Source organism: Geobacillus sp. JS12 (assembly GCF_001592395.1).
GTDB lineage: Bacteria > Bacillota > Bacilli > Bacillales > Anoxybacillaceae > Geobacillus > Geobacillus zalihae.
This window is the reverse complement of record NZ_CP014749.1, coordinates 904,986-926,598: the sequence shown is the minus strand read 5'-3', so window position 1 is coordinate 926,598 and position 21,613 is coordinate 904,986. Positions and strand designations below refer to the sequence as shown.

Genomic DNA, 21,613 nt, shown 5'->3' with positions numbered 1-21,613 from the left:
GTTTCGGACTCGCTACTTTGCCGTATAAAGGGGATGAACAACGAAGCTGTTGTCCTCTTCTCTGTATAAATACATACAGGCGCCGCCCGCATTCGTCCCCTTGCCCGCCCGTTCAACGATTTTGTCGACAAACTGCTCAAGCGGCGTATCGAGCGAAAAGTGTTGAGCAAGCCACTCGAGACCGACCATTTTTCGCCGCTGCGTTTCCTTTTTCCGAGCGACCGTAATGGCCAGTGCGACATCTTCGCCAAAATCGTCAAACAGTTGCCTCGCCTCGGCCAGCAAAGAAACATAACGGCGAAATCCGATCATGCAAATGCCATATTCGCTTTCTTGATCCTTAATGGGAACGCTGAACCACGTTTTAATACCGTTTTTCCTCAACAATTCGATCAGCAAACACGGGCTGTCCTCTTCCACCTCTTGAAATGTTGTGCTTCCTTCAAACAGCCGCGGCAAACAATTGGCCATTGCGATCGGGGGATGGGGGATTCCGCGCTGAAAATCTCCTTGATATAACGTCGGAACAACATGGTCTCCTTCCTTTAGCACAATCGCAATCAAGTCGCACTCTAGTTCCTCACGAAACGAGTTCACCAAGTATTGCAGCGCTTCCCCTTCCGTATTAAACTTCACCAGTTTCCGCGCTGTTGTCCGCAAATGATTTTCAATTTTTTTCATCAGTTTTTGCCGCTTGTTTTCGTCCATGGTGCTTGCCTCCTCCTAGAAATATTGATGCATTACATTTTTGCGTCCTCTCAAGAAAGTCTTCCAGCAACATCAATGGCTTATCTTATGAGCCAAGGAGTGTCTTAGACATAGAAAGGTTGTTATTAAGCGCCGTCACTTAATAACAACCTTTCGCACGTTTCAAGAAAAGGACTTCAGCTTATCTGCGTCTTCGCTGCCAGCGTCTTCGCCAGCTCGAGGAAAAAGTCGAGCGCCTCTGGATTGGCCATTGAGCCTGGGTTGACTGCCTTTTCGAGCGGGAAGCCTAAGAGCAGTTTCCGGATCGGAATCTCCATTTTCTTTCCGTTTAGCGTTTTCGGAATTTGCTTCACCTCGTAAATTTCATCTGGAACAAAGCGCGGCGAGACGTGCTGCCGAATCGATTGGCGGATGCGTTCTTTCAGCTCGTCATCGAGCACTGCGCCCGGCTTGAGGACGACAAACAGCGGCATGAACGATTGCTTGCCCATCATTTCCAAGTCAACCACAAGACTCTCGAGCACCCCGTCGACCGCTTCGACCGCACGGTAAATTTCGCTCGTGCCCATGCGGACGCCGGCGCGGTTGATCGTCGAGTCGGAGCGGCCGTAAATGACGCATCCCCTTGTTCGTCAATTTTAATCCAGTCGCCGTGCTTCCAGACGCCCGGGTACGTGTCAAAATAGCTGTTCCGATACCGTTCGCCGTCTGGATCGTTCCAGAAAAAGAGCGGCATCGACGGCATTGGTTTTGTGATGACAAGTTCACCGACTTCATTGACAAGCGGCCGGCCGTTTTCGTCAAACGCCTGCACATCCGCGCCCAACGCGCGGCACGAGAGGACGCCGGCGCGCACCGGCAAAATGGGGGAGCCGACGACAAACGCGGTGCACACATCCGTTCCCCCGCTGCATGACGCGAGACAAATATCGTCCTTGACATTTTCATACACCCAAGCGAACCCTTCGACCGTCAGCGGCGAGCCGGTCGAGAGCACGGCTTTGAGCTTCGATAAGTCATATTGCTCTTTCGGCTTCAGGCCGAGCTTCATGCAGATGTTGATAAACGCCGCGCTCGTGCCGAAATGGGTGATGCCTGCTTTCTCGGCAAGATCCCATAAGACATTGCCGTCTGGGTACGTCGGACTGCCGTCATAAAGCACGATGGTCGACCCGGCCAGCAACCCGCCGATCAAAAAGTTCCACATCATCCATCCAGTCGTCGTAAACCAGAAAAACGTGCTGTCTTTCGTCAAGTTTTCGGAAATCGTGAGCGCTTTTAAATGCTCAAGCAAAATGCCGCCATGCCCTTGGACAATCGGCTTCGGCAAGCCGGTCGTTCCCGAGGAATACAAAATCCAAAGCGGATGACGAAACGGAACGCCTTCATAGACGAGCTCCGCCTTGTCCGCCACGACATCATCCCACAGCACGACGCCCTCATCCGGAGCCTCCATCTGCCCGCGCCAATACGGAAGCAGCACGGTCTTTTTCAATGACGGCAACTTGGCGCGCAATTCGGATACGACCGGCATTTTGTCAAATTCTTTGCCGTTGTATTGGCAGCCGTCGACCGCAAACAACACGGTCGGCTCGATTTGCGCGAACCGGTCAATGACGCTGCCGGCGCCAAAATCCGGCGAGCAACTGGACCAAATGGCGCCGATCGAGGCGCACGCCAAAAACGCCATCACTGTCTCGGGGATATTCGGCATATACGCGACGACGCGATCGCCGCGCTTCACTCCCATCGCTCGCAATGCTTTGGCGATCGCCGCCGTTTTTTCACCGAGCTCCTGCCAGGACACTTCCCGGTACGGCACGCGTTCCGAGCGGAAAATGATGGCCGGGCGGTCGGCGCGCGCATGCCGGAAAATATGTTTCGCATAGTTGAGCGCAGCGCCTGGAAACCATTCCGCCCCTGGCATCTTCCGCTCCCGCAGCACGCACTCATATGGCGTTGCCGCCTGAACACCACAATATTCCCAAACCGTTTCCCAAAATGACTCAAGCTCCTCGACTGACCATGTCCATAGCTCGCGGTACGAAGAGAAGGAGAGCCCTTTCTGTTCTCTCAACCACTCCATATATCGATAAAGGTTGGAGCTCTTGATTTGTTCCTCCGTCGGCTGCCAAAGAATCGTCCCTTCCGTAATCGCTTTCATTTCATCGTGCGTCAATGGACGCCGTCACCGCCTTTCTGCCGATAATTTGTTCAGACTATTCATATGATAACATGATTTCCTACTGTTTTGAATAGTTGTTGGTTCGACAACTCTGTCAGAAAAAGATGAAACAAATTTGTTGACAACAGCGAGGCAACTGGAATATGATAAATTCAAAAGTTGGTCTAAGCAAAAAAAATGTCTTTAGTAAAAAATATTAAACGGAGGGAAACTTTTATGGCACAAGGAAAACGTTGCCGCCTCTCCGATATGAAACCGGGCGATCGATTTCGCATCGAAAAGGTTGATGTTCCTGATCCTATGTTAAAAAGGCGGTTGCTTGATTTGGGATTTGTACCCGGCGGGGAAGTGAAGGTTGGACAAAGAAGCCCGCTTGGCGACCCGACCGCCTATCGCGTTTGTGGAACGACGATCGCATTAAGGAAAGAAGAAAGCGACTATATTTACGGGGAGAAGATCCACCATGACTGATATGACGTATACGATTGCCTTAATGGGAAATCCGAACACCGGCAAAAGCACGTTGTTCAACGTCTTAACGGGCCTGCGCCAACATACCGGCAACTGGCCCGGGAAAACGGTCACTCATGCCGAAGGAGAATGCCGCCACCGCGGCACATTGTACCGGATCGTCGACTTGCCGGGAACGTATTCGCTCTATTCCAATTCAGCCGATGAAGAGGTGGCGCGGGATTTTCTCCTGTTTCAACGTCCTGACGTTACGATCGTTGTGGTCGACGCTACGGCATTAGAACGCAACTTGAATCTAGCGCTTCAAGTATTGGAAATGACCGACCGCGTCATTATCGCTATCAATTTGATGGATGAAGCGAAAAAGAAAGGCATTCATATCCATACAAAAAAATTAGCCGCCAAACTCGGCGTGCCGGTCGTGCCGATCTCGGCCCGCAACCGGGAAGGAATCGATGCACTGCTTGATACAGTGGATGCCATGGCGCATGGCCGCATCAACACCAATCCGCTTTCCATCCGGTACAGCCCGGAAATCGAACGAGGCATTGCCAAACTTCTTCCACTCGTGAAAGACGTAATGGGAGACACGTATCCTGCTCGCTGGATCGCTCTTCGTCTCCTTGACGGCGATACATCGCTGCTTCAAGCGCTGAAACAACCGCCGCAACCATTGATCAAGGAGGGGAACGCGTATGCCTGCTGCGGATCTGTCAAATCAGTTTGACCAGCTAATGAAAGAAGCCAAGTCATTAGCACCGGCTGACACGCGTGAACAGATCGTTTCTGCCATTTTCCAAACGTCAGCTGCGCTTTCTCAAGAATGTGTCACGCATACAGCGGTCGCAAAATGCGATCGAACGGAACAAATTGACCGGATCGTCACGTCGAAGCGGTGGGGATTTCCAATTATGCTGGCGCTTCTCGCCGCTGTCCTTTACATGACGATCGCCGGCGCCAACGTATTTTCCGATTCGCTCGCCCGCTTGTTCGGAACGATCGAAACGTATCTCACCATGGCCTTTCAAGCGATTCACGCCCCCGACTGGTTGCACGGCCTCATTGTACTTGGCCTATACCGCGGCACGGCTTGGGTCGTCAGCGTGATGCTGCCGCCGATGGCGATTTTCTTTCCCGTATTCGCTTTGCTCGAAAATTATGGCTACTTGCCGCGCGTCGCCTTTAATATGGATCGGCTGTTTAAAAAGGCGGGCGCACACGGCAAACAGTCGTTGACGATGGCGATGGGCTTCGGCTGCAACGCGGCGGCCATCATGTCGACGCGCATTATCGAATCACCGCGCGAACGAATGCTGGCCATTTTGACCAACAACTTCGTCCCCTGCAATGGACGTTGGCCAACGCTGATCCTGCTTTCCTCCTTATTTATGGCAGCCGGCTATACAGGCGGATGGAAAACGTTCGTTACGGCGGGTGTGGTCGTCGCCATGGTGTTGTTTGGCATCGTCGTCACGTTGACCGTTTCATGGGTCTTATCCAAGACGGCCTTGCGCGGCATTCCGACCCATTACACGTTGGAGCTGCCGCCGTACCGACGCCCGAAAATCATGGAGACGATCATCCGGGCCACCCTCGACAAATCACTCTATGTGCTGAAACGGGCGGTAACGGTTGCGGCGCCGGCCGGCATTCTGACATGGGTGCTCGGCAACGTTCACGTGGGAGATACGACCGTGCTGGCGTATTTAGCCGACTGGCTTGACCCATTTGCCAAAGCATTGGGATTGGATGGCTACATTTTGATGGCGTTCATTTTAGGCTTGCCAGCCAATGAAATTGTCGTGCCGATTTTGCTGATGGGCTATTTATCCGCGGGGGCGCTCACGGAAGTCGATGGCCTGCATTCTCTAAAACAAATTTTGCTCGACCACGGCTGGACGTGGCTCACCGCCCTCAATATGATGCTGTTTTCCCTGCTTCACTACCCATGCGGCACGACGCTCGTCAACATTTACAAAGAAACGAAAAGCGCGAAATGGACGTTCGTCGCCTTTGCCTTGCCGACAGCGATTGCCATTGCGGTCACCTTTACGACCGCACAGCTGGCGAGATGGCTCGGGCTCGTATAAACGACGCAGCCCTGCTTCCCGATCGAGGGAAACGGGGCTGTTTTTTTAATTAAATGAAACCTCCATCCATGATAAGGCCGATGAATATGGACGGTCACGTGCAAACCAAGCGATATCTCGCCAAAAAGAAAGACGATCTCACAGAGCTTTCTCCCATTACAAAATGCCTGAGATCAGCAACCTTTTGAACTAACTCACCAACCCTCTATACTTCTTTTACTTCCTCCACATGGGATGCGTCCCCTTCCACGACAACGCAAAACCCCTTCCCATCCGCCTCCACAATCGTCACACTCGTGCCGTACATATACGGCGGCGCCCAAAGCTGGTCAAGCGGCGCGCCTTTGAACGCCGCCACGAGCGTTTTCAGCACGACGCCGTGAGTGACGATTAACACCGTTTCTCCCTCGTGCCGCTCGATGATGCGCCGCACCGCTTCAAGCGCCCGCTGCTGCACGTCGCAAAACCGCTCGCCACGCTTTGGAGCGTACAGGTGGGGCGCGTTCCAAAAATGGTCGAACGCAACCGAATCCATTTGCCGAATCTCGTCATGCGTCTTTCCTTCCCAATCGCCAAGATGAATCTCGCGCAGCCGCTCGTCTTGATAGATCGGAATGAGCCGCCCGCCGCGGACAATCTCCGCCGTCTCAAGCGCCCGGCCGCTTGTGCTTGTGTAAATCGCAGCCAATTCCACCGCTTCAAGCCGCTTTCCAAGCCGCATGGCGTCTTGCCGCCCTTTTTCCGTGAGCGGCGAGTCTTGCCAGCCTTGCATCCGCTTTTCGACGTTCCACTTTGTTTCCCCATGTCTTGTTAAATACAATGTTGTCGTCATATCCTTCCGTACGTCTCCCCTCTATCAATCTACTACAGACGAAGTGCAGCCGATTCGCTATTGTCCGTTTCCACTGCCGCTTGAATGCCGTTGGCAACGCGGCCGCCGGACCTAGCGCCTCGACACAAGTAATGTTCAGCTTTTGATATTCCTTTTCACAAGCTTTGTCAGTCTGATTCCTTCCGGCGTCTCCCTCTCCTCAATCACTTGAAACCCATGACGTTTGTAAAAACGAATGGCCGGCGTGTTGCCGCTGCCGGTCGTTACAACCATTTCGCATGCCGATGGCTCTTGCTTGATGACAAAGGCAAGCAACGCACTGGCGATCCCTTGGCGGAAACAATCCGGATCGACCATCAGCCGGCAAAGGTGAAGCGTCGGGCCGCTTCGCTCATAGGCGATCGCCCCAACGAGCCGCCCGCCTTGACAATAGCCGAAAAAGCGCTCGCCGCATCGTTGCAGAGAAGCGATCGTATCGCGAAGCGGCGGGAGCGCCTTGCTGCCGATGAGCTGCGCCTCGATCGTATACGCGCGCCGTTGTAGGTGCAGCACCGCAGCAGCCGTTTCGTCGTCTGTTATGTGAAGTTCCGCAATCATGCTCCTCTCCCTTTCGATGGCGAAAAAGCGGCCGAGCCCGGCCGCTTGTCATGAATGAATCACTTCTTCTATCGCCTCTTGCAGCGAATGAAAGCCTTTTTTCTCCCGACCGTCTTTTCGAACGGTCCATTCCTGCTTCTCAAGCGCCAGTTCACCGCGTTCGTTTTTTACAAACGGCATGTGAATGGTGATCATCTCATCGTCTTTGTTGATCGTATAGCCGACATAATAGCGATTGCCTTCACCATGCTCTTCAAAAATGCCGACTTGGTCGAGTCCATAGGCTTCCATCATCGGCTCGAGCGTGTCGATGAACTCCTCGATCACAACGCTTCTTGGCGCAAATTCCATCTTCGTTTCCTCCTCTTTGCCCATGCTCAATGTTAGTGTGCGGAAAAACGAGGAAAAGAATGAACGGAAAAGATCGGCTACGCCGGCGGTTCGCCGCAAGCGTTGCGGTTGTGTTCTTCCAGCCATTGTTGCAGCTTTTCCGCTTCAAGCGAACGGCTGAAATAAAATCCTTGCGCATAGTCGCAATGCATTTGCGAAAGAAGCGCCACTTGTGACTCCGTCTCGACTCCCTCCGCCAACACTTCAATATCCAAACTTTTGGCTAAATGAATGATCGTATCGACAATCGTGGCATCTTTCGAGTTTTCCGCAATGCCTTGAATAAAACTGCGGTCGATTTTCAACAGCGACACCGGCAAATTGCGGATGTAAGCCAATGATGAAAAACCGGTTCCAAAGTCATCGATCGCCGCCTGTACGCCAAGTCGCTGCAGTTCGGTTAAAATGTGCCTGCCGGTCTCAATGTTTTCCATCAATCCACTCTCCGTCACTTCCAAAATGAGCCGGTTAGGCGCAAGCCCCGTCTCGCGCAAAATGCGCTTCACATGCTCGACAAGTTCGGGGCGGTTGAGCAAAAACGGCGATAAATTAACCGCTAACTTCAGTCCGGGAAATTTTCTTTCCCATTCTTTCACTTGGCGGCACGCCAGTTCCAACACCCATAATGTAATTTCAAAAATAAACCCGCTTTCCTCCGCCAACGGAATGAAATCGAGCGGCGGAATGTCGCCAAGCGCCGGGTGGCGCCAGCGCAACAGCGCCTCAACCCCATCGCCTTTCCTTTCGCGAGCTGCACTTTCGGCTGATAGCATAAATACAACTGCCCGCGCATAATAGCAAACGGCAAATCTTGCTCGATCACCGCCTGCCGATGCTCGGTCGGGCGATAAAAGGCATAGCCGTTCCGCCCCCGCTCTTTCACTTCGTACAGCGCTTGATCAGCGTATTTCATCACTTGCTCGATCCGATCGCTGTCTTTCGGGAAAAAAGCGATGCCGATCGATAAGGTCGATTGGATGAGCTGTTTGTCGTAATAAAACGGCTCGTGAAACGAACTGACAAGCCGCTCGGCCAAGGTGGTCATCTCCGTTTTCGTGATGTTTGGCAGCAAGAGAACAAACTCATCACCGCCGATGCGGGCAAAAAAGTCGCCGGGACGCAACGCCCGCTCGACGCGCTTGACCGCCTCGCGCAAAAAATAATCGCCGGCTTGATGGGAAAAATGATCGTTGATCCATTTGAATTTGTCAAAATCCAAATAACAAAGAGCAAACGGCGTCTGACTCGCGATCAGCTCATGAATATGCCGCTCGAAATAGCTGCGGTTGGCGATGCCCGTGAGCGAATCGAAATAGGCAAGCTGACGGAGCTTTTCTTCGTACCGCTTCCGCTCGCTGATGTTTTTCACGGTCACAATGACGCAATCGAGCGTCCCCGCTTCATCGATGATCGCCTTCCCTTGCGCCTCCATCCAAACCCATTCGCCTTTCTCGCCTTGCTTGCGAAATTCGGCGGATTGCGTTTCGTATGTATCGTACAGCTCAGCCAATTTTTGTGCCACGACCGGGGCGTCATCAGGGTGGACAAACGTCAGCACCTCTTCGTATGACACTGGAAGACGCTTGTTTGTTTTTCGCTTCCATGACGGCGGAATGTATGACAATTCACGATTAGGAGAAAAAATCAACACGTAATCGTTCGAATGCTCAACAATCAGCTGCAGACGCCGTTCCGCTTCGGCAAGCCGCGCTTGCAGGCCGCGCTCCTCCGCTTGGCGGCGAAGAACGCATAGGACAGCGGCCGTCTGTCCGTTTTCACCGATGATCGGCGACACGCCCGCAACCAATAAGCCGTCAAGCAACTCCCAGCGAAAGGCAGCCGGGCGCTGTTTCACCCGTTCAACCAACGCCCGTCCTTCGACGGACAGCGTCCTCTGTTCTTCTTCACTCAGCGCCAAGCCGGCAAAAGCCGGATTGTTGTAAATGATCACGCCTTGCAAATTCAAGATGACCACTGCTTCTGTGAAGTGATGAAAAAAGGCCGTATATTTGTCCATGCAAGCTACCTCGCCGTTTCACCAAAATAAGCGATGTCCACACTTCCATTTTCACGAAAATCACGACAAAAATCAACAAATTTCGCAAACATTTTGTCAAAAATATGGAACTGCCCGCCGGCGGCCTTCCGGTCACCCGGTTTGCCGTTGGCGGGCGCGAATGGGACACGTTTGACAGCACGTTCCCCATTTGTTTTCACGTACAGGCAGCACGTCGTCCGCTGCATGCCGCTCGCGCCTTTCCAAAAGCGACGGAGCGGATTGTCTTTTTGGCCAAACAGGCGGCCGTCTGCGTCATAAACAAGGAAATAAAAATCATCGCGCAGCCGGTCGGCGACCGGGGCAAGCGACTCATCCTCAAGCCAACGTTCATATACCCAATACACGTAAATCGCGACATTTTCCCATAAGACGAGCGGCGATACGCGCGTCAGACGCCGCAACCGAGCGATGAGCGGAGCGAACAAGCCGGCGAACACGTCGCGAACGGCTTGCTCGCGCCAGCGGCTGCGCTCAATGCCGCACATCTCCGCTTCCGGCGACGCAAGGCGAAAGCGCGGCATCCACATTTCCCCTTCGCCGTCCGTATCAAGCCAAATTCGCTCAGGATCGAGCACAAGCCGCTTGTTCCACACCGACATGGCGTATAAGGCCATCGGCGCCAAAAAGCTTAGGCGCTTGACGAGCATCGAAGCGGCAACCGCGTCGTTTGCCGCCCCATCTCGGCGTGGACGTGCGCCACATACTTCGCGAGCTGCCCGTCATCATTCAGCAGCCAGGCCAACAACATCGATGACGAGACATCAGCAGCTTCGCTCGAAAAACGGTACGTTTCCAACGCTTTCACTTCTTCTTCACTTAACCTCATCACGATACGCCTTCTTTCTGTAGGATGCGCCGCCCTTTGCCGTACGGAATGCAAAGCGGAGTGCCAAAGAGCGGATCATACGTGATTTGGCAATCCATTTGGAACACATCTTTCACGAGCTGGCGGGAAATGACATCCTCCGGCTTCCCTTCGGCGTACACCGTTTTGTTGCGAATGGCGACGAGATGATGCGCATAGCGGCACGCCAAATTTAAATCGTGAAGCACCATGACGATCGTCCGCCGTTCTTTTTCATTCAGCTCAAACAATAAATCTAAAATGTCAATTTGATGCGCGAGATCCAAATACGTCGTCGGCTCGTCAAGCAAGATGATGTCTGTTTCTTGCGCCAGCGTCATGGCAATCCGTGCGCGTTGGCGCTGGCCACCGGACAGCGAATCAACCGGCCGCTCGGCAAGCTCTTTCAGCCCTGTGGCCGCCAAGGCGCGCGCAACGGCGCGCTCATCTTCGTCACTCCATTGCTTGAACCACGTTTGATACGGGTAGCGCCCTTGCTTCACAAGTTGCAAAACGGTCAGTCCTTCCGGAGCGACAGGTGACTGCGGCAAAATGGCGAGCCGGCGGGCGATTTCTTTTGTCGGCTGTTTGGCGATTTCTTTTCCATCCAGCAGCACAGCGCCGCTTGTTGGTTTTAGCAGCCGGGCCAAGGCGCACAGCAACGTCGACTTGCCGCAGCCGTTCGCGCCGATGAACACCGTGATTTTTCCTTTCGGAATCGTCAAATGCAACCGGTCAATCACGATCGCCTCGCCATAGGATAGCGTCAACTCTTTCGCCTGCAACCCATGCATGCGCATCCCTCCTTATAATTTCCGACTTCGGTACAATAAATAAATGAAATACGGTGCTCCAATCGCCGCGGTAAACACTCCGGCCGGAATTTCCGTCGGCGCCAAAAGCAGCCGCCCAGCCAAATCCGCCCCCATGACGAACACACCGCCTAACAGCGCAGCGGTCGGAAGAAGCGCGCCAAACGCCGAACCGACAAGGCGGCGCGCCATATGCGGCGCCATCAGCCCGACAAAGCCGATGCCGCCGGCGAAAGCGACCGCGCCGCCGGTGAGCGCGGTGCTAAGCAAAACAAGTCCTAGCCGTTGCCGTTCGACCGCCCCGCCAAGCCCAATCGCCAGCTCATCGCCCAGCTCCTGCACATTGACATGCCGCGCGGCCAACATCGCCACAAGGAGCAGTCCGATGACCCATGGCGCCATGAGCGAAACGTGTTGCCAAGAAGCACCATACACACTGCCCGTAATCCACACGTTTGCCTGGCTCGCCCGATAGATGGGTCCTGTGATCATCAACAGTGTCGTCAACGCCTGCATGAGCGCAGAAACGCCGATGCCGACAAGCACGAGCCGAAGCGGGGCGAGGCCGTTTTTCCACGCCAGCATATATACGAGCCAAGCAGCGGCCGTAGCGCCGAGAAAGGCGGCAAGCGGCAGCCAGTGGATGCTGACGGTGAGAGAGTTGTTTTCATCGCTAAACAGCGCCAAAAAGCCAACAACCGCGGCCACCGCTCCGCCGGTGATGCCGAGCACATCCGGTGAAGCGAGCGGATTGCGCACCATTCCTTGCAAAACCGCGCCGGCGACAGCCAGCGCCATCCCCGCCATCCAGGCAACCAATACGCGCGGCAGGCGGAACGTCACAATCACCGTCTGATGAATTTCCTCTCCGTATCCGAACAGCGCGGCAGCGGCCTCAAGCGGGGACATGCGCATTTCGCCGCTGCCAATGCTGATAACGAAAAGGAAGACGGCCGCTGCTATGAGCGCGGCGAGCACCGCAACAGCTTTTTTGTCATAGAAAAACGAGATGTGTTTTCCCATTCGGACCGTGATGTATTTTTTCATTTTGCGGCGATCCCCTGCGGGCAATGTAGATGAAAAATGGAACGCCGAGCAAGGCGGTGACGATGCCGACCGGCACTTCGCGCGGCATCAGAACGTAGCGCGCCCCAATATCGGCCATAAGAAGCAAAATCCCGCCGAGCAAGGCGCAATACGGGAGCAGCCAGCGGTGGTCGACGCCGGCCAACGCCCGCGCCATATGCGGCACCATGATACCGATAAAGCCGATCGGACCGGCGACGGCGACCGATCCGCCAGCCAGCAGCACGACTAACAGAACGGCGGCAGCCTTGATCAAATTCGTTCGCTGTCCGAGTCCTTTCGCTACATCGTCTCCCATCATTAAGATGTTGACATGGCGCGCCAGCAGCATGGCCCCAGCCCAGGCGGCCGCCAAATACGGAAAAACGGCCGTCAACAACTCGAGCTTCCGGCCAGCGACCGACCCGGCCAGCCAAAAGAGCACTTCTTCAAGCGCTTTTTCATTCATCGCCAGCATTCCTTGCGTCAGCGAGGCAAATAAAGCCGCGACCGCCGTGCCGGCAAGCGTCATCTTCAGCGGTGTCAGCCCGTCTTTCCCTGCGGCGCTGATCACAAACACGATCGCCGCCGCGGCCGCCGCCCCAATAAACGCGATCCATGACAACATTTGCAATGAAGAAATGGAAAAAAAGGTGACCATCACAACAATGAAAAAACCGGCCCCGGCGTTAATGCCGAAAATGCCTGGCGAAGCGAGCGGGTTTCGCGTCAGCGCTTGCATGAGCGCCCCAGCCATCGCTAGGCTTGCGCCAACGACTGCCGCAATCAACGCTCGCGGCAGCCGAACCGTCGCCACGACTAAATGGGCGTTCGATCCGTTATTGTCGATAAGAGCCGCCATCGCCTGCCGCCAACTCGTGTCGGTATATCCACAAACGATGCTCATCCACATGGCGGCAAGCAGCACAATCAGCAAACCGATGAGGCCAACCATTTTTTGACGGTTTGTCGACAGCATCTCTGAGATCTCCCTTGCTTCATTCTCTATATCTCTATCGTCAAGTCTATTTGATAATGACTCTCATCGTCAATGTTTTTTCGCATTTTCTTATGATTTTTTTATCATTTTTTTCATTTATAGTTGACAATGATTCTCAATTTTATTTATTATATCAACGTAAATGAAATTCATTATCAAATTCAAAGGGGGATTAGCTAATGAAATCAAGGCATCTCACCCTTCTTTCCGCCTTCATCCTTTCCCTCCTGCTTCTTGCCGGCTGCGGCGGAAAGCAGGAAGAAAAAACAGCCAAACCAGCGGAAAACAATGGGGCGAAAGCGGAAGTGAGCTACACGGTCGAACACGCCATGGGCACGGCCGAAATCAAAGGAACGCCAAAACGAGTCGTCATTTTAACGAACGAAGGAACGGAAGCGCTGCTCGCGCTAGGCGTGAAACCAGTCGGCGCCGTCAAATCGTGGACGGGCGATCCGTGGTACGACCATATTAAAGATAAAATGGAAGGCGTCAAAGAGCTCGGTTTGGAGTCAGAGCCGAACGTGGAAGCGATCGCCGCCTTGAAACCAGATTTGATTATCGGCAACAAACTGCGCCATGAAAAAATTTATGAACAGTTGAACCAAATCGCCCCGACCGTGTTCTCAGAAACGCTGCGCGGCAACTGGAAAGACAACTTTATGCTGTATGCGAAAGCTGTGAACCAAGAGGAAAAAGGGAAACAAATCATTGCTGAATATGACAAACGCATTGAAGACTTAAAAGCAAAACTTGGCGACAAGCTGAAGATGAAAGTATCGATCGTCCGCTTTATGGCCGGCGACGTGCGCATTTACCATAAAGACTCGTTCTCCGGCGTCATTTTGGATCAACTTGGCTTCGCCCGCCCGGAATCGCAAAACGTAAACGACTTTGCGGAAACCGGCGTGACGAAAGAACGCATTCCAGCAATGGATGGCGACATCCTGTTCTACTTTACATATGAGACGGGGGACGGCAAAGCGAGCGAACTTGAAAAAGAATGGATCAACGACCCGCTCTTTCAAAACTTAAACGTCGCGAAACAAGGCAAGGTGTACAAAGTGAGCGACACGATTTGGAACACGGCTGGCGGAGTACTTGCGGCCCACTTGATGTTGGATGATATTGAAAAATATTTTCTGCAAGGCCAGTAATGCAGTGAAAGGCGATGCAAAGCCTCTTCTTCCTTTGCATCGTCTTCTTTTTTTCTTATGAAAACGCACTGCCTTGATCAGCCATTTTTATGCCGGAATGGTGAGCACAGCGCGCCTAGCTACAAGATGGTTGCCGCCCAAGACAAAGTATGATACATTCAAACTGTCAATAACCGAGCCAGGAAACGACCAAAAAGAAAGGAAGAAGAAATTTGAGACGCCCAGTATGGATGGCGGCATGTATGTTGTCGTTTAGCGTTCTTCTGTCAGGCTGCGCAGATGGCAACAGCCAAGAACAAAGCCATTCGCATATAACGAAAACCGCCACTGGCGATATTCGCGAAACAACAAAATCGATCGAGCATTTGCCAAGCTTTTTGAGCGCGTTTGAAGAAGAGATGGCGGTCTTGTACCAGCAGGCAGCCGAACACCGCGAGCTGCTTGAGAATATCCCTTGCTATTGCGGCTGCGGGCAATCGGCTGGCCATAAGAACAATTATGACTGCTTTGTGTATGAAAATAAAAAAGACGGCTCGGTCGTCTGGGATGATCATGCGACCAAATGTGGCGTCTGCCTCGACATCGCCGCTGAATCGATCGCCGCTTACGATCAAGGGAAATCGATCAAAGACATTCGGCATATGATCGATGAAAAATATAAAGAAGGCTACGCCGAACCGACGCCGACAAAGCCGTTCTAATCCCAACGAAAAAAGCGCCAAGTTTGGCGCTTTTTTCGTTGCAGCCATCCCTCTTTTTTTGTTCCATCGAGCATTCATTGCTTATTGGTCAATACAGGTTGTTGAAACTTGAGTTTCCCTGCCAAAGACAATCGCCAAAGGCTTCTCAGCTTGGGCAACATCAACACCGGCTGAGCGCGGCGTACAGATCATGCAGCGTGTCGATGCCGCGCTGTCGGAATTCATCGAGCAAGATCGCCCATAGCTTCGCCATCGCTTCGACGTCGCCATCCGCCGTATGGCGGCGCGGGCAGCGGATGCCGTAACAAGCTAACGCATCGTCAAACGTCGGGCACGAATGGCCGATCAGCGTCATCATCGGCTGCAAGTCGACAAATCGTCCGCTCCATTTTTGCCGATAATGACGCCAAAGGGCATGGCGCAAAAACGCCAAATCATGACCGATATGATAGCCAATTAAGACGCCGGCGGCAATAAACGGCACAAACGTGCGCAGCGCCTCGGCAAGCGGCGGAGCGAACACCACATCCTTCGCCTCAATCCCGGTCAAGGCGGAAATATGTTCCGGAATCGGCTTTTCCGGCTTGACGAGCGTCATGTACGCATCGGTCACGACTCCTCCAACCGTTTTCGCCGCCGCCATGGCCAAAATTTCATCGCCTTGCTCCGGGGAAAAGCCGGTCGTTTCCATATCGATGATGACAAACGGGATGTCAGTCAAACGGTCATGCCAATCGATGATGTGCTGTTTTTCCTTTTGCAGCGAGCGAAGCCATGTTTCCTGTTGCAGCGAATGGTCATGCCCAAATAAGGCGGATGATGCCTCGCGCGGAACGCCAAGCGACAACAAGCGGAGCGCCCGCTGCCAAAAACGGTGCCGCTCATGCATGAATGCGAGCCACCCGCCGGGCGACAAAGCGCTGCAACCGTTTTGCGGTGCGCATCGCTTGCTTCAGCTGCTTTTGCTCTGTCCGCTCAAGCGTCCGCCATAACACATATTCACGACCATCCCTCGCCTCGGTGCTGTACTTGAGACGAATCGAATAGTAAACAGACAGCGCCTCGCCAACGGCGGTGGAAAGCGGTGCCGTCAATACGCCCGCCGCCTCAAGCGCCCGCCGCCGCTCTGCCGTGTCCGCCGCTGGGACTCGCGCAAAACAGGCTAACCATTTTAAGGCGTTGGCGAGTTGCACGTAGCCGCTTTGTTTCATATGAACGGCCCCACTGTGCGGCCCCCATCGCTCCGTTTGCACGTTGCCCAGCCAACCGAGCGGAACCGGAGGGAATTGAACGTGCTCCCCCATACGCGCCAACAGCGGCGGCCGGTCAGCGATCTCGGCAAACAGCGTCCGCCTCCCCGCCTCGGCCAGTTCGGCGTCTCCATAAAGCGGCCGCATATCCATCGCGATCAACAAAAAACGAATGTCGTTCGGCCACCCGCTTTCGAAATAGGAAGAAAGTTGTTGCTCCCAACCGCGGACCGACTGCGCCCACCGCTTGTTCGTCGCCATCACGTAACCGGAGCAGTAGGGATACCCAGCCTCATGCAACATGTCCACCCCAACCTCCGCCATATGGCGGATGAATTCATAACAAGCCGCCTCCTCTTCCTCAGGACAGTCGAATAAAATGCCGTGGTCCTGGTCCGTCCAAATCGTCGGCTCACGTCGGCCGATGCTTCCCATCACATACCAGCACCACGCCGGGGGACGAATGCCGACCGACCGTTTCATCGTCTCCCGCTCCGCAAGGAAAAACGCGCGGCGAAGGATGGCTTCATGCACACAAACGATGTCGCCTGCAAGCTGCTTCATTTGTTCAGATGCTAGACAGCGCCGCAGTTCGCGCGCCAGTTCATCATGACAAAAACGAAGTTCGGCGGCCGACTCGGCTTGGTTGAGCCGCTCGACCACCTGTGCCGCCAATAATTCCATCACCTTTTACCCTCCTGGCTACTGCTGGGCGAGGGTCTTGGGCTGATATGCCGGATCGAGCTGTTCCGGATAGCCATAAGAGCCGTGCTCGCTAATATCAAGACCTGAAATTTCTTGTTCCGCCGTGACACGCAGCCCGATCGTTTTCTTCATGGCATATAAGATGACAAACGAAACAGCAGCGACATACACCGCAGCGCCGAGCACCCCGACCGTTTGCACAATCAGCTGATCAAATCCGCCCCCGTAAAACAGTCCAGCCTTCCCGATGCCCGTGATCTCGACTAAACGCGGCGAGGCGAAAAACCCGGTTGAAATCGTGCCAATAATGCCAGCGACACCGTGGACGGAAAAAGCATAAATCGGATCGTCAATCCCTTTGCGTTCAAAGTAGATGGACGTCCAGAACGTAAACGACCCCGCCACTGCACCGATCACAACCGCCGCCCACGGTTCGACAAACGCGCACGCGGCGGTAATGGCAACCAAAGCCGCGAGCACGCCGTTGACCATCGCTGGAATGTCCGCTTTGCCGACCAAAATTTTCGCCGTCACAATCGCGGCGATCGCTCCCGCCGCGGCGGCCAAATTCGTCGTCAGCGCGACATAGCCGAAAAATCCGTCGCCAACCGCCATCGTGCTGCCAGCGTTAAAGCCAAACCAGCCGATCCATAAAATCAATCCGCCAATGACTGTATACACTTGGTTATGCCCCGGAATGACGTTTGGCGTCTTGTCTTTATTGAACTTGCCGATGCGCGGGCCAAGCAAGACCGTGGCGATGAGCGCCGCAATCGCGCCTTGCAAGTGGACAACGGTCGAACCAGCGAAATCTTGCATTCCCATTTTCCCAAGCCAGCCGCCGCCCCACACCCAATGGCCGATCACCGGGTAAATGGCGATCGTAAAAATCGTGCCGAAAAGAAAATAAACAGACAGTTTCGCCCGCTCAGCGAAGCCGCCCCAAGCGATGGCCAGCGACACGCCGGCAAAGCCGAGCTGGAATAAAAATTTGAGCTCGAGCGGCACATTCGCCCACGACAACGAGTCAAACGTTCCTTTTCCTTCTTTTAAAAACCATCCTTCCGTCCCGATGAAGCTATTCCCAGCCCCAAACGTAATAGCAAAGCCGAACGCCCAAAACGCCAATGAGGCGATGGCAAAGCTTAAAATTTGTTTGCCAGCCACATGCCCGGAGTTTTTCATGCGCGTTGATCCAGCCTCAAGCAAAGCAAACCCTGCCTGCATACCGATGACGAGCACCGCCGAAAGCATGACCCAGAGGGCATCCAGCCCAAGCGTCAACGTTTTTTCATCCATTTACGCATCCCCCTTTTTGTTATTTATCATTCCTTTTATATGTCATAATATATAACACAAATACACCAAAAGCAATGTCTGTTTTTGGTTGTAATCGGTTTCATTCACAAAAAACTTGTTAAATTTCCTAACAAAAAGAGAATGCCCTTCATCACGAAGGGCATTCCTCACAGTGTTACGCCACGCGAATCGGCTTGCCAAACGGCACGCGCGGCATATAATCGTCCGGCACAAGCCAAAACACTTCATAGTCGACTTCGAGTTCTTCATAAAAATAGCCGGTTACATCGGTGATGTAAAACAACGTATCGATTTTTTGCGCAGCGGCCCATTCCAGCACTTCGGTGTACGACGATTTCCCGTGCTTGAAATATTGAATCGTCGCCACGCCAACCGGAGATACATCGCGAATTTTAAAATCCGCTTGGACGAGCAGCGTGTCCGGGCGCAGCTTTTCAAACAGCTTCACAATGTTTTGAATGAGCATTGGCCGCGCCGGGCGGTTCGACGTGTCAATCGCCAACGCGATGGAATGGTCTTTCCGCTCTTTGAGCAACGCCAATAAAGCCCGCTGCCATCTCACGATGATCATCCCCCTTATATCGGTGAATCGCCGTGCGCACTACTAGTATAGACGACGATGGGGGAAAGTACGAACTGTTTTTCTTTCCTGAGTCAGTCAAGACTTTGTGGAGAACATTTTTTCGATTCACTACGGGCGTTGTCAATCACTAGTTAGCGAACCATTTTCAGGAATTCATATCGTAAGCGCTTTCGGACTCTCATCCCTCATCTTGAGACGATGATACGATATTCCATTTTTTTACACCCAACCACCATCCCGGAGCGCCGACAACGCTTGATGGATCGGCGTCCCGGATGACTGTTGCAGACACGGTATATTCTGACGCACCACATCCGCCCACAACTGTCCGGCCTTCCGTTTGGCCTGTTCGATCCGCTTGGACTTTGTTGAGGCCGAGACGGTCGACTGGGGCTCTTGCTCCTCCCACCGTCCCTTTCTCCACCCGATCCCGTCGATTCGGGCTGCCATCGCCCTCAGAAACGCCCGAAGCCCTTGGTCTTTCCAGCTGCGGCGGGATTTCACCCGATGCGCAAACCGGCTCATCACACTCTCCGCATGGCCCATCGGACGCATGCCGGTCGTCTCCACCCCTTGCTCCGACAGCCACCCCCGATAGTCCCGGATGCATCCCGGCATCGACTCGATCCGGCGGATCATGGCAGCCAGCTGCTTCTCTTTCGCTTCGTCCTCCAACGTGCCGACCGCGCTGTTCAGCTCTACGAGAAGCCCTTCTTCATCTTGTTTCGCCAGCTTCTTCCGCACCTCCCGCCAACGCGGATGGCCGGACAGACACTGACGCAGCTCCCGCGCCACATGAAATCGATCCAGCTGAAAGCACGCCCGCTTCCCAAAATACTCCCGGCAGGCCGTGATCCACGACGCCGCGTCGCCGTTGATGACCAACAGGTCTTGGCACGGATCATAGGCATATTCCTTCATCAGCCACTCCTCAAACTGTTCCCACACGTCCCCCGTCCCTTCATGGAGGTAGTGGCGCCGGTTCACCAGCTCAAGCTGCGACCCGTTTCGTCTCCATCCCTCGTGAACCGCCAGGATTTTCTCTTCTTTCGCCCGTTTCCCTTTCCCCTGGCGGGAAATAAACAGTCCATCGGCCTCCACAAACAGCACCCGGCCGTGCCGTTTGGAAACAGGGTGATGCAGCGAGACAGGGGCCTCCAGCACCAGTTGGCGAATCGCCTCGTGGCTGAGGACCGCATACCCCACGATCGACTCCAGCGTGCGAGCCGCTTTGCGGTAGGAAGAGCACTCGACGGCCAACTCGACCGCCGTTTCCTCGAGGCAAGGGCTGATCGACTGCGCTCCATCAAAGCCCAGTTCGGCATCCAGCAAGAACGTATACGCCCCCGTTTGTCGATCATAGTAGTAGTTCCGTCGGAACGTCACTTCCCCAAACAGCGTTTGGATCGTAGTCGGCCGTTTGTCTTTCAGCTGATACCGGCGCTTGTCCCGCGCTTCCGCCAGTTGTTGATCGATCTCCTCCAAAAGGGCCGCCAACAAGACAGCGAACACCTTTTGAAGAGTTCTCAACAATTGTTCCTCCAACTCTTTTAATAAAGGCCATTCTGTGGTAAGATGTTTCATGGACTCTCTCCCTCCTGTTTTCGGTTGATGTTGACAATCACCATCATAGCAGGGAGAGAGTCCTTTTTGCATGACATTTGCTTGTTCTACCGCGCTTCGCTTGGTGGCCCCGACGAGCGTCGCGAACAAAAGTTCGCAACCCTCGTCGGGGATCATTTCGGAATGTCACCCACAAATATTTTACTCACACTTCTTTCCTTTTTCCCCTCCCGTTTCACAAACATCAACCAAAACGCCAAGGAACAGCTCCTTGACGTTTCTTACTCCCGCGGAGAAAGGGGGATGTCTGAGCCATTTTTGTGTTCGATCGTGGCCTCGATGGTTCCCTCCGCGTACATATCGCTCACTTGTTCATGTGTTTCAGCCAATGCTGAACCAAGAAACGAAGCTGCCTCATCATTCGACGGGACATACTGCTGTAAAGCCATCTCAAGCGATTGTTTGTTTTCCGCCATCTGTATTCCTCCTTGTTCATGCCGTTCATTATATTAATGTAGAACAGGGGGGGAAATAAAAAGAGGAAGTTTATGGATCATGTATGTATACATCAAGACAAACGCGGCAAACTAACGATAAACAAATGGAAAGAGAGGATGATGGCTAATGAGACAGCCAAAGCAAAACAACAGCCCTGAACAACAAGAAAAAAAACAACAACCGGACAAAGACAGGGAAAAACAGCCGGGATACGGCGATAAAAAATTGGAAGGACCAAACCATCCAGCAGAATAAAGGCGGCGAATCCCAATGAGACATTTGCTTGCGTTAGTGCTGAAATATTTGCTGACCACCACGGTGATGTTTGCCATTTTACCGCTGTTTTTGCGCATTTCATCGGCAGAGATTTTATGGTTTAGCCTTTGGCTGACGCTTGTCGCCTATGCGCTCGGCGACTTGTACGTTCTGCGGCGCCTTGGCAACGTCTCAGCGACGATCGCCGATTTTGGGCTTGTGTTTGTAGCGGTATGGATCGGCATCGGCGCGTTTTATGACATCGCCGGCGCCGCCATATTAAGCGCGGCGTTTTTTTCCGCCCTGCTTGCGGCGATGGGGGAATTGCTGTTTCACGCCTATGTGCTGCGATTTGTCACTGTCGAGCACGGTGAAAAAGACGCTCCGCTCATCGGCCGCCAATGGCAAACGGAGGCGGCGGAAGAGTTTGACGTCCGCGCCGCCCGTCCGGATGACAAAGATCGTGAACGAGCGGAACAAGAAAATGATCGGTACGGTCAAGAGCCTCCTCATCCCCCTATTCTATAAAGA

Annotated in this window: 19 protein-coding genes and 3 pseudogenes; 6 read left to right on the top strand and 16 right to left on the bottom strand. The window is 53.6% G+C overall.

What is annotated here, in order from left to right:
- Window positions 1-12: 12 nt before the first annotated feature.
- A complete protein-coding gene (locus A0V43_RS20200) occupies window positions 13-708 on the bottom strand; it encodes a GAF domain-containing protein (RefSeq protein WP_236930923.1) in 696 nt (231 codons plus the stop codon).
- A gap of 176 nt (window positions 709-884) precedes the next feature.
- Window positions 885-2,872, bottom strand: a pseudogene (locus A0V43_RS04550) (acetoacetate--CoA ligase).
- Between the two features lie 237 nt (window positions 2,873-3,109).
- Between A0V43_RS04550 and A0V43_RS04545 the strand changes: the two are divergent.
- From A0V43_RS04545 to A0V43_RS04535, 3 genes are read left to right on the top strand one after another with little or no spacing between them, the layout of a single operon-like run.
- Window positions 3,110-3,364, top strand: coding sequence for a FeoA family protein (locus A0V43_RS04545; protein WP_013145563.1), 255 nt, complete (start codon window positions 3,110-3,112; stop codon window positions 3,362-3,364).
- Window positions 3,357-4,091, top strand: a complete 735-nt coding sequence (locus A0V43_RS04540) for a FeoB small GTPase domain-containing protein (protein ID WP_015374649.1) — start codon at window positions 3,357-3,359, stop codon at window positions 4,089-4,091. The genes A0V43_RS04545 and A0V43_RS04540 overlap by 8 nt, the downstream gene beginning before the upstream one ends.
- On the top strand, window positions 4,060-5,454 hold the full coding sequence (locus tag A0V43_RS04535) for a nucleoside recognition domain-containing protein (protein WP_063192486.1): 1,395 nt from the start codon (window positions 4,060-4,062) through the stop codon (window positions 5,452-5,454). Before A0V43_RS04540 ends, A0V43_RS04535 begins: the two co-directional genes overlap by 32 nt.
- 205 nt (window positions 5,455-5,659) lie before the next feature.
- On the opposite strand, the gene A0V43_RS04530 is transcribed toward A0V43_RS04535, so the two are convergent.
- The 8 genes and pseudogenes from A0V43_RS04530 to A0V43_RS04495 form a co-directional block, all read right to left on the bottom strand.
- Window positions 5,660-6,286, bottom strand: a complete 627-nt coding sequence (locus A0V43_RS04530) for a histidine phosphatase family protein (RefSeq protein WP_063192485.1) — start codon at window positions 6,284-6,286, stop codon at window positions 5,660-5,662.
- Between the two features lie 135 nt (window positions 6,287-6,421).
- Window positions 6,422-6,883: a GNAT family N-acetyltransferase gene (locus A0V43_RS04525; RefSeq protein ID WP_020754740.1), complete on the bottom strand. Its 462-nt coding sequence runs from the start codon at window positions 6,881-6,883 to the stop codon at window positions 6,422-6,424.
- Between the two features lie 48 nt (window positions 6,884-6,931).
- On the bottom strand, window positions 6,932-7,234 hold the full coding sequence (locus A0V43_RS04520; RefSeq protein ID WP_033005359.1) for a DUF5634 family protein: 303 nt from the start codon (window positions 7,232-7,234) through the stop codon (window positions 6,932-6,934).
- A gap of 86 nt (window positions 7,235-7,320) precedes the next feature.
- Window positions 7,321-9,426, bottom strand: a pseudogene (locus tag A0V43_RS04515) (putative bifunctional diguanylate cyclase/phosphodiesterase); the annotation flags it as partial.
- Window positions 9,423-10,158 (bottom strand): annotated as a pseudogene (locus A0V43_RS20980) (IucA/IucC family C-terminal-domain containing protein). The pseudogenes A0V43_RS04515 and A0V43_RS20980, both read right to left, overlap by 4 nt.
- Window positions 10,158-10,970, bottom strand: a complete 813-nt coding sequence (locus A0V43_RS04505; protein ID WP_063192484.1) for an ABC transporter ATP-binding protein — start codon at window positions 10,968-10,970, stop codon at window positions 10,158-10,160. The pseudogene A0V43_RS20980 and the gene A0V43_RS04505 overlap by 1 nt, the downstream one beginning before the upstream one ends.
- 12 nt (window positions 10,971-10,982) lie before the next feature.
- Entirely contained in the window at window positions 10,983-12,035 is a 1,053-nt protein-coding gene (locus tag A0V43_RS04500; RefSeq protein WP_020756817.1) for a FecCD family ABC transporter permease, read from the bottom strand.
- Complete coding sequence (locus A0V43_RS04495) at window positions 11,983-13,032, bottom strand: FecCD family ABC transporter permease (protein ID WP_128577974.1); 1,050 nt, start codon at window positions 13,030-13,032, stop codon at window positions 11,983-11,985. The genes A0V43_RS04500 and A0V43_RS04495 overlap by 53 nt, the downstream gene beginning before the upstream one ends.
- Before the next feature lie 200 nt (window positions 13,033-13,232).
- Here A0V43_RS04495 and A0V43_RS04490 point away from each other — a divergent pair, with 200 nt between their 5' ends.
- Together A0V43_RS04490 and A0V43_RS04485 are read left to right on the top strand one after the other, a co-directional pair.
- On the top strand, window positions 13,233-14,207 hold the full coding sequence (locus A0V43_RS04490; RefSeq protein ID WP_013145575.1) for an ABC transporter substrate-binding protein: 975 nt from the start codon (window positions 13,233-13,235) through the stop codon (window positions 14,205-14,207).
- Window positions 14,208-14,437: 230 nt separating this feature from the next.
- Window positions 14,438-14,908 carry a PCYCGC motif-containing (lipo)protein gene (locus A0V43_RS04485; protein WP_442899719.1) on the top strand — a complete coding sequence of 157 codons (471 nt, stop codon included), beginning with the start codon at window positions 14,438-14,440 and terminating at the stop codon, window positions 14,906-14,908.
- 160 nt (window positions 14,909-15,068) lie between these two features.
- Here A0V43_RS04485 and A0V43_RS04480 read toward each other — a convergent pair whose 3' ends face one another.
- The 6 genes from A0V43_RS04480 to A0V43_RS04455 form a co-directional block, all read right to left on the bottom strand.
- Window positions 15,069-15,797, bottom strand: a complete 729-nt coding sequence (locus A0V43_RS04480) for a 3'-5' exonuclease (protein ID WP_013523550.1) — start codon at window positions 15,795-15,797, stop codon at window positions 15,069-15,071.
- Entirely contained in the window at window positions 15,790-16,842 is a 1,053-nt protein-coding gene (locus tag A0V43_RS04475; RefSeq protein WP_063192482.1) for a DUF294 nucleotidyltransferase-like domain-containing protein, read from the bottom strand. The genes A0V43_RS04480 and A0V43_RS04475 overlap by 8 nt, the downstream gene beginning before the upstream one ends.
- An 18-nt stretch (window positions 16,843-16,860) precedes the next feature.
- On the bottom strand, window positions 16,861-18,162 hold the full coding sequence (locus A0V43_RS04470) for an ammonium transporter (RefSeq protein WP_063192481.1): 1,302 nt from the start codon (window positions 18,160-18,162) through the stop codon (window positions 16,861-16,863).
- A 175-nt stretch (window positions 18,163-18,337) separates the two neighbouring features.
- Window positions 18,338-18,745, bottom strand: a complete 408-nt coding sequence (locus A0V43_RS04465; RefSeq protein WP_063193805.1) for a VWA-like domain-containing protein — start codon at window positions 18,743-18,745, stop codon at window positions 18,338-18,340.
- 240 nt (window positions 18,746-18,985) lie between these two features.
- The gene (locus A0V43_RS04460; RefSeq protein ID WP_063192480.1) at window positions 18,986-20,350 is read right to left on the bottom strand and encodes an ISLre2 family transposase; all 1,365 of its coding nucleotides are present in this window, start codon (window positions 20,348-20,350) and stop codon (window positions 18,986-18,988) included.
- 260 nt (window positions 20,351-20,610) lie between these two features.
- Complete coding sequence (locus A0V43_RS04455) at window positions 20,611-20,805, bottom strand: YozQ family protein (RefSeq protein ID WP_020755559.1); 195 nt, start codon at window positions 20,803-20,805, stop codon at window positions 20,611-20,613.
- Window positions 20,806-21,097: 292 nt separating this feature from the next.
- Here A0V43_RS04455 and A0V43_RS04450 point away from each other — a divergent pair, with 292 nt between their 5' ends.
- A complete protein-coding gene (locus A0V43_RS04450) occupies window positions 21,098-21,610 on the top strand; it encodes a YndM family protein (RefSeq protein ID WP_060788300.1) in 513 nt (170 codons plus the stop codon).
- The last annotated feature ends 3 nt before the right edge of the window (window positions 21,611-21,613 follow it).

Bases quoted from the DNA above. Each gene is read 5' to 3' on its own strand.
- A0V43_RS20200 (WP_236930923.1), bottom strand. From the start codon at position 708: ATGGACGAAAACAAGCGGCAAAAACTGATGAAAAAAATTGAAAATCAT.
- A0V43_RS04545 (WP_013145563.1), top strand. From the start codon at position 3,110: ATGGCACAAGGAAAACGTTGCCGCCTCTCCGATATGAAACCGGGCGAT.
- A0V43_RS04540 (WP_015374649.1), top strand. From the start codon at position 3,357: ATGACTGATATGACGTATACGATTGCCTTAATGGGAAATCCGAACACC.
- A0V43_RS04535 (WP_063192486.1), top strand. From the start codon at position 4,060: ATGCCTGCTGCGGATCTGTCAAATCAGTTTGACCAGCTAATGAAAGAA.
- A0V43_RS04530 (WP_063192485.1), bottom strand. From the start codon at position 6,286: ATGACGACAACATTGTATTTAACAAGACATGGGGAAACAAAGTGGAAC.
- A0V43_RS04525 (WP_020754740.1), bottom strand. From the start codon at position 6,883: ATGATTGCGGAACTTCACATAACAGACGACGAAACGGCTGCTGCGGTG.
- A0V43_RS04520 (WP_033005359.1), bottom strand. From the start codon at position 7,234: ATGGAATTTGCGCCAAGAAGCGTTGTGATCGAGGAGTTCATCGACACG.
- A0V43_RS04505 (WP_063192484.1), bottom strand. From the start codon at position 10,970: ATGCATGGGTTGCAGGCGAAAGAGTTGACGCTATCCTATGGCGAGGCG.
- A0V43_RS04500 (WP_020756817.1), bottom strand. From the start codon at position 12,035: ATGAAAAAATACATCACGGTCCGAATGGGAAAACACATCTCGTTTTTC.
- A0V43_RS04495 (WP_128577974.1), bottom strand. From the start codon at position 13,032: ATGCTGTCGACAAACCGTCAAAAAATGGTTGGCCTCATCGGTTTGCTG.
- A0V43_RS04490 (WP_013145575.1), top strand. From the start codon at position 13,233: ATGAAATCAAGGCATCTCACCCTTCTTTCCGCCTTCATCCTTTCCCTC.
- A0V43_RS04485 (WP_442899719.1), top strand. From the start codon at position 14,438: ATGGCGGCATGTATGTTGTCGTTTAGCGTTCTTCTGTCAGGCTGCGCA.
- A0V43_RS04480 (WP_013523550.1), bottom strand. From the start codon at position 15,797: ATGCATGAGCGGCACCGTTTTTGGCAGCGGGCGCTCCGCTTGTTGTCG.
- A0V43_RS04475 (WP_063192482.1), bottom strand. From the start codon at position 16,842: ATGGAATTATTGGCGGCACAGGTGGTCGAGCGGCTCAACCAAGCCGAG.
- A0V43_RS04470 (WP_063192481.1), bottom strand. From the start codon at position 18,162: ATGGATGAAAAAACGTTGACGCTTGGGCTGGATGCCCTCTGGGTCATG.
- A0V43_RS04460 (WP_063192480.1), bottom strand. From the start codon at position 20,350: ATGAAACATCTTACCACAGAATGGCCTTTATTAAAAGAGTTGGAGGAA.
- A0V43_RS04455 (WP_020755559.1), bottom strand. From the start codon at position 20,805: ATGGCGGAAAACAAACAATCGCTTGAGATGGCTTTACAGCAGTATGTC.
- A0V43_RS04450 (WP_060788300.1), top strand. From the start codon at position 21,098: ATGAGACATTTGCTTGCGTTAGTGCTGAAATATTTGCTGACCACCACG.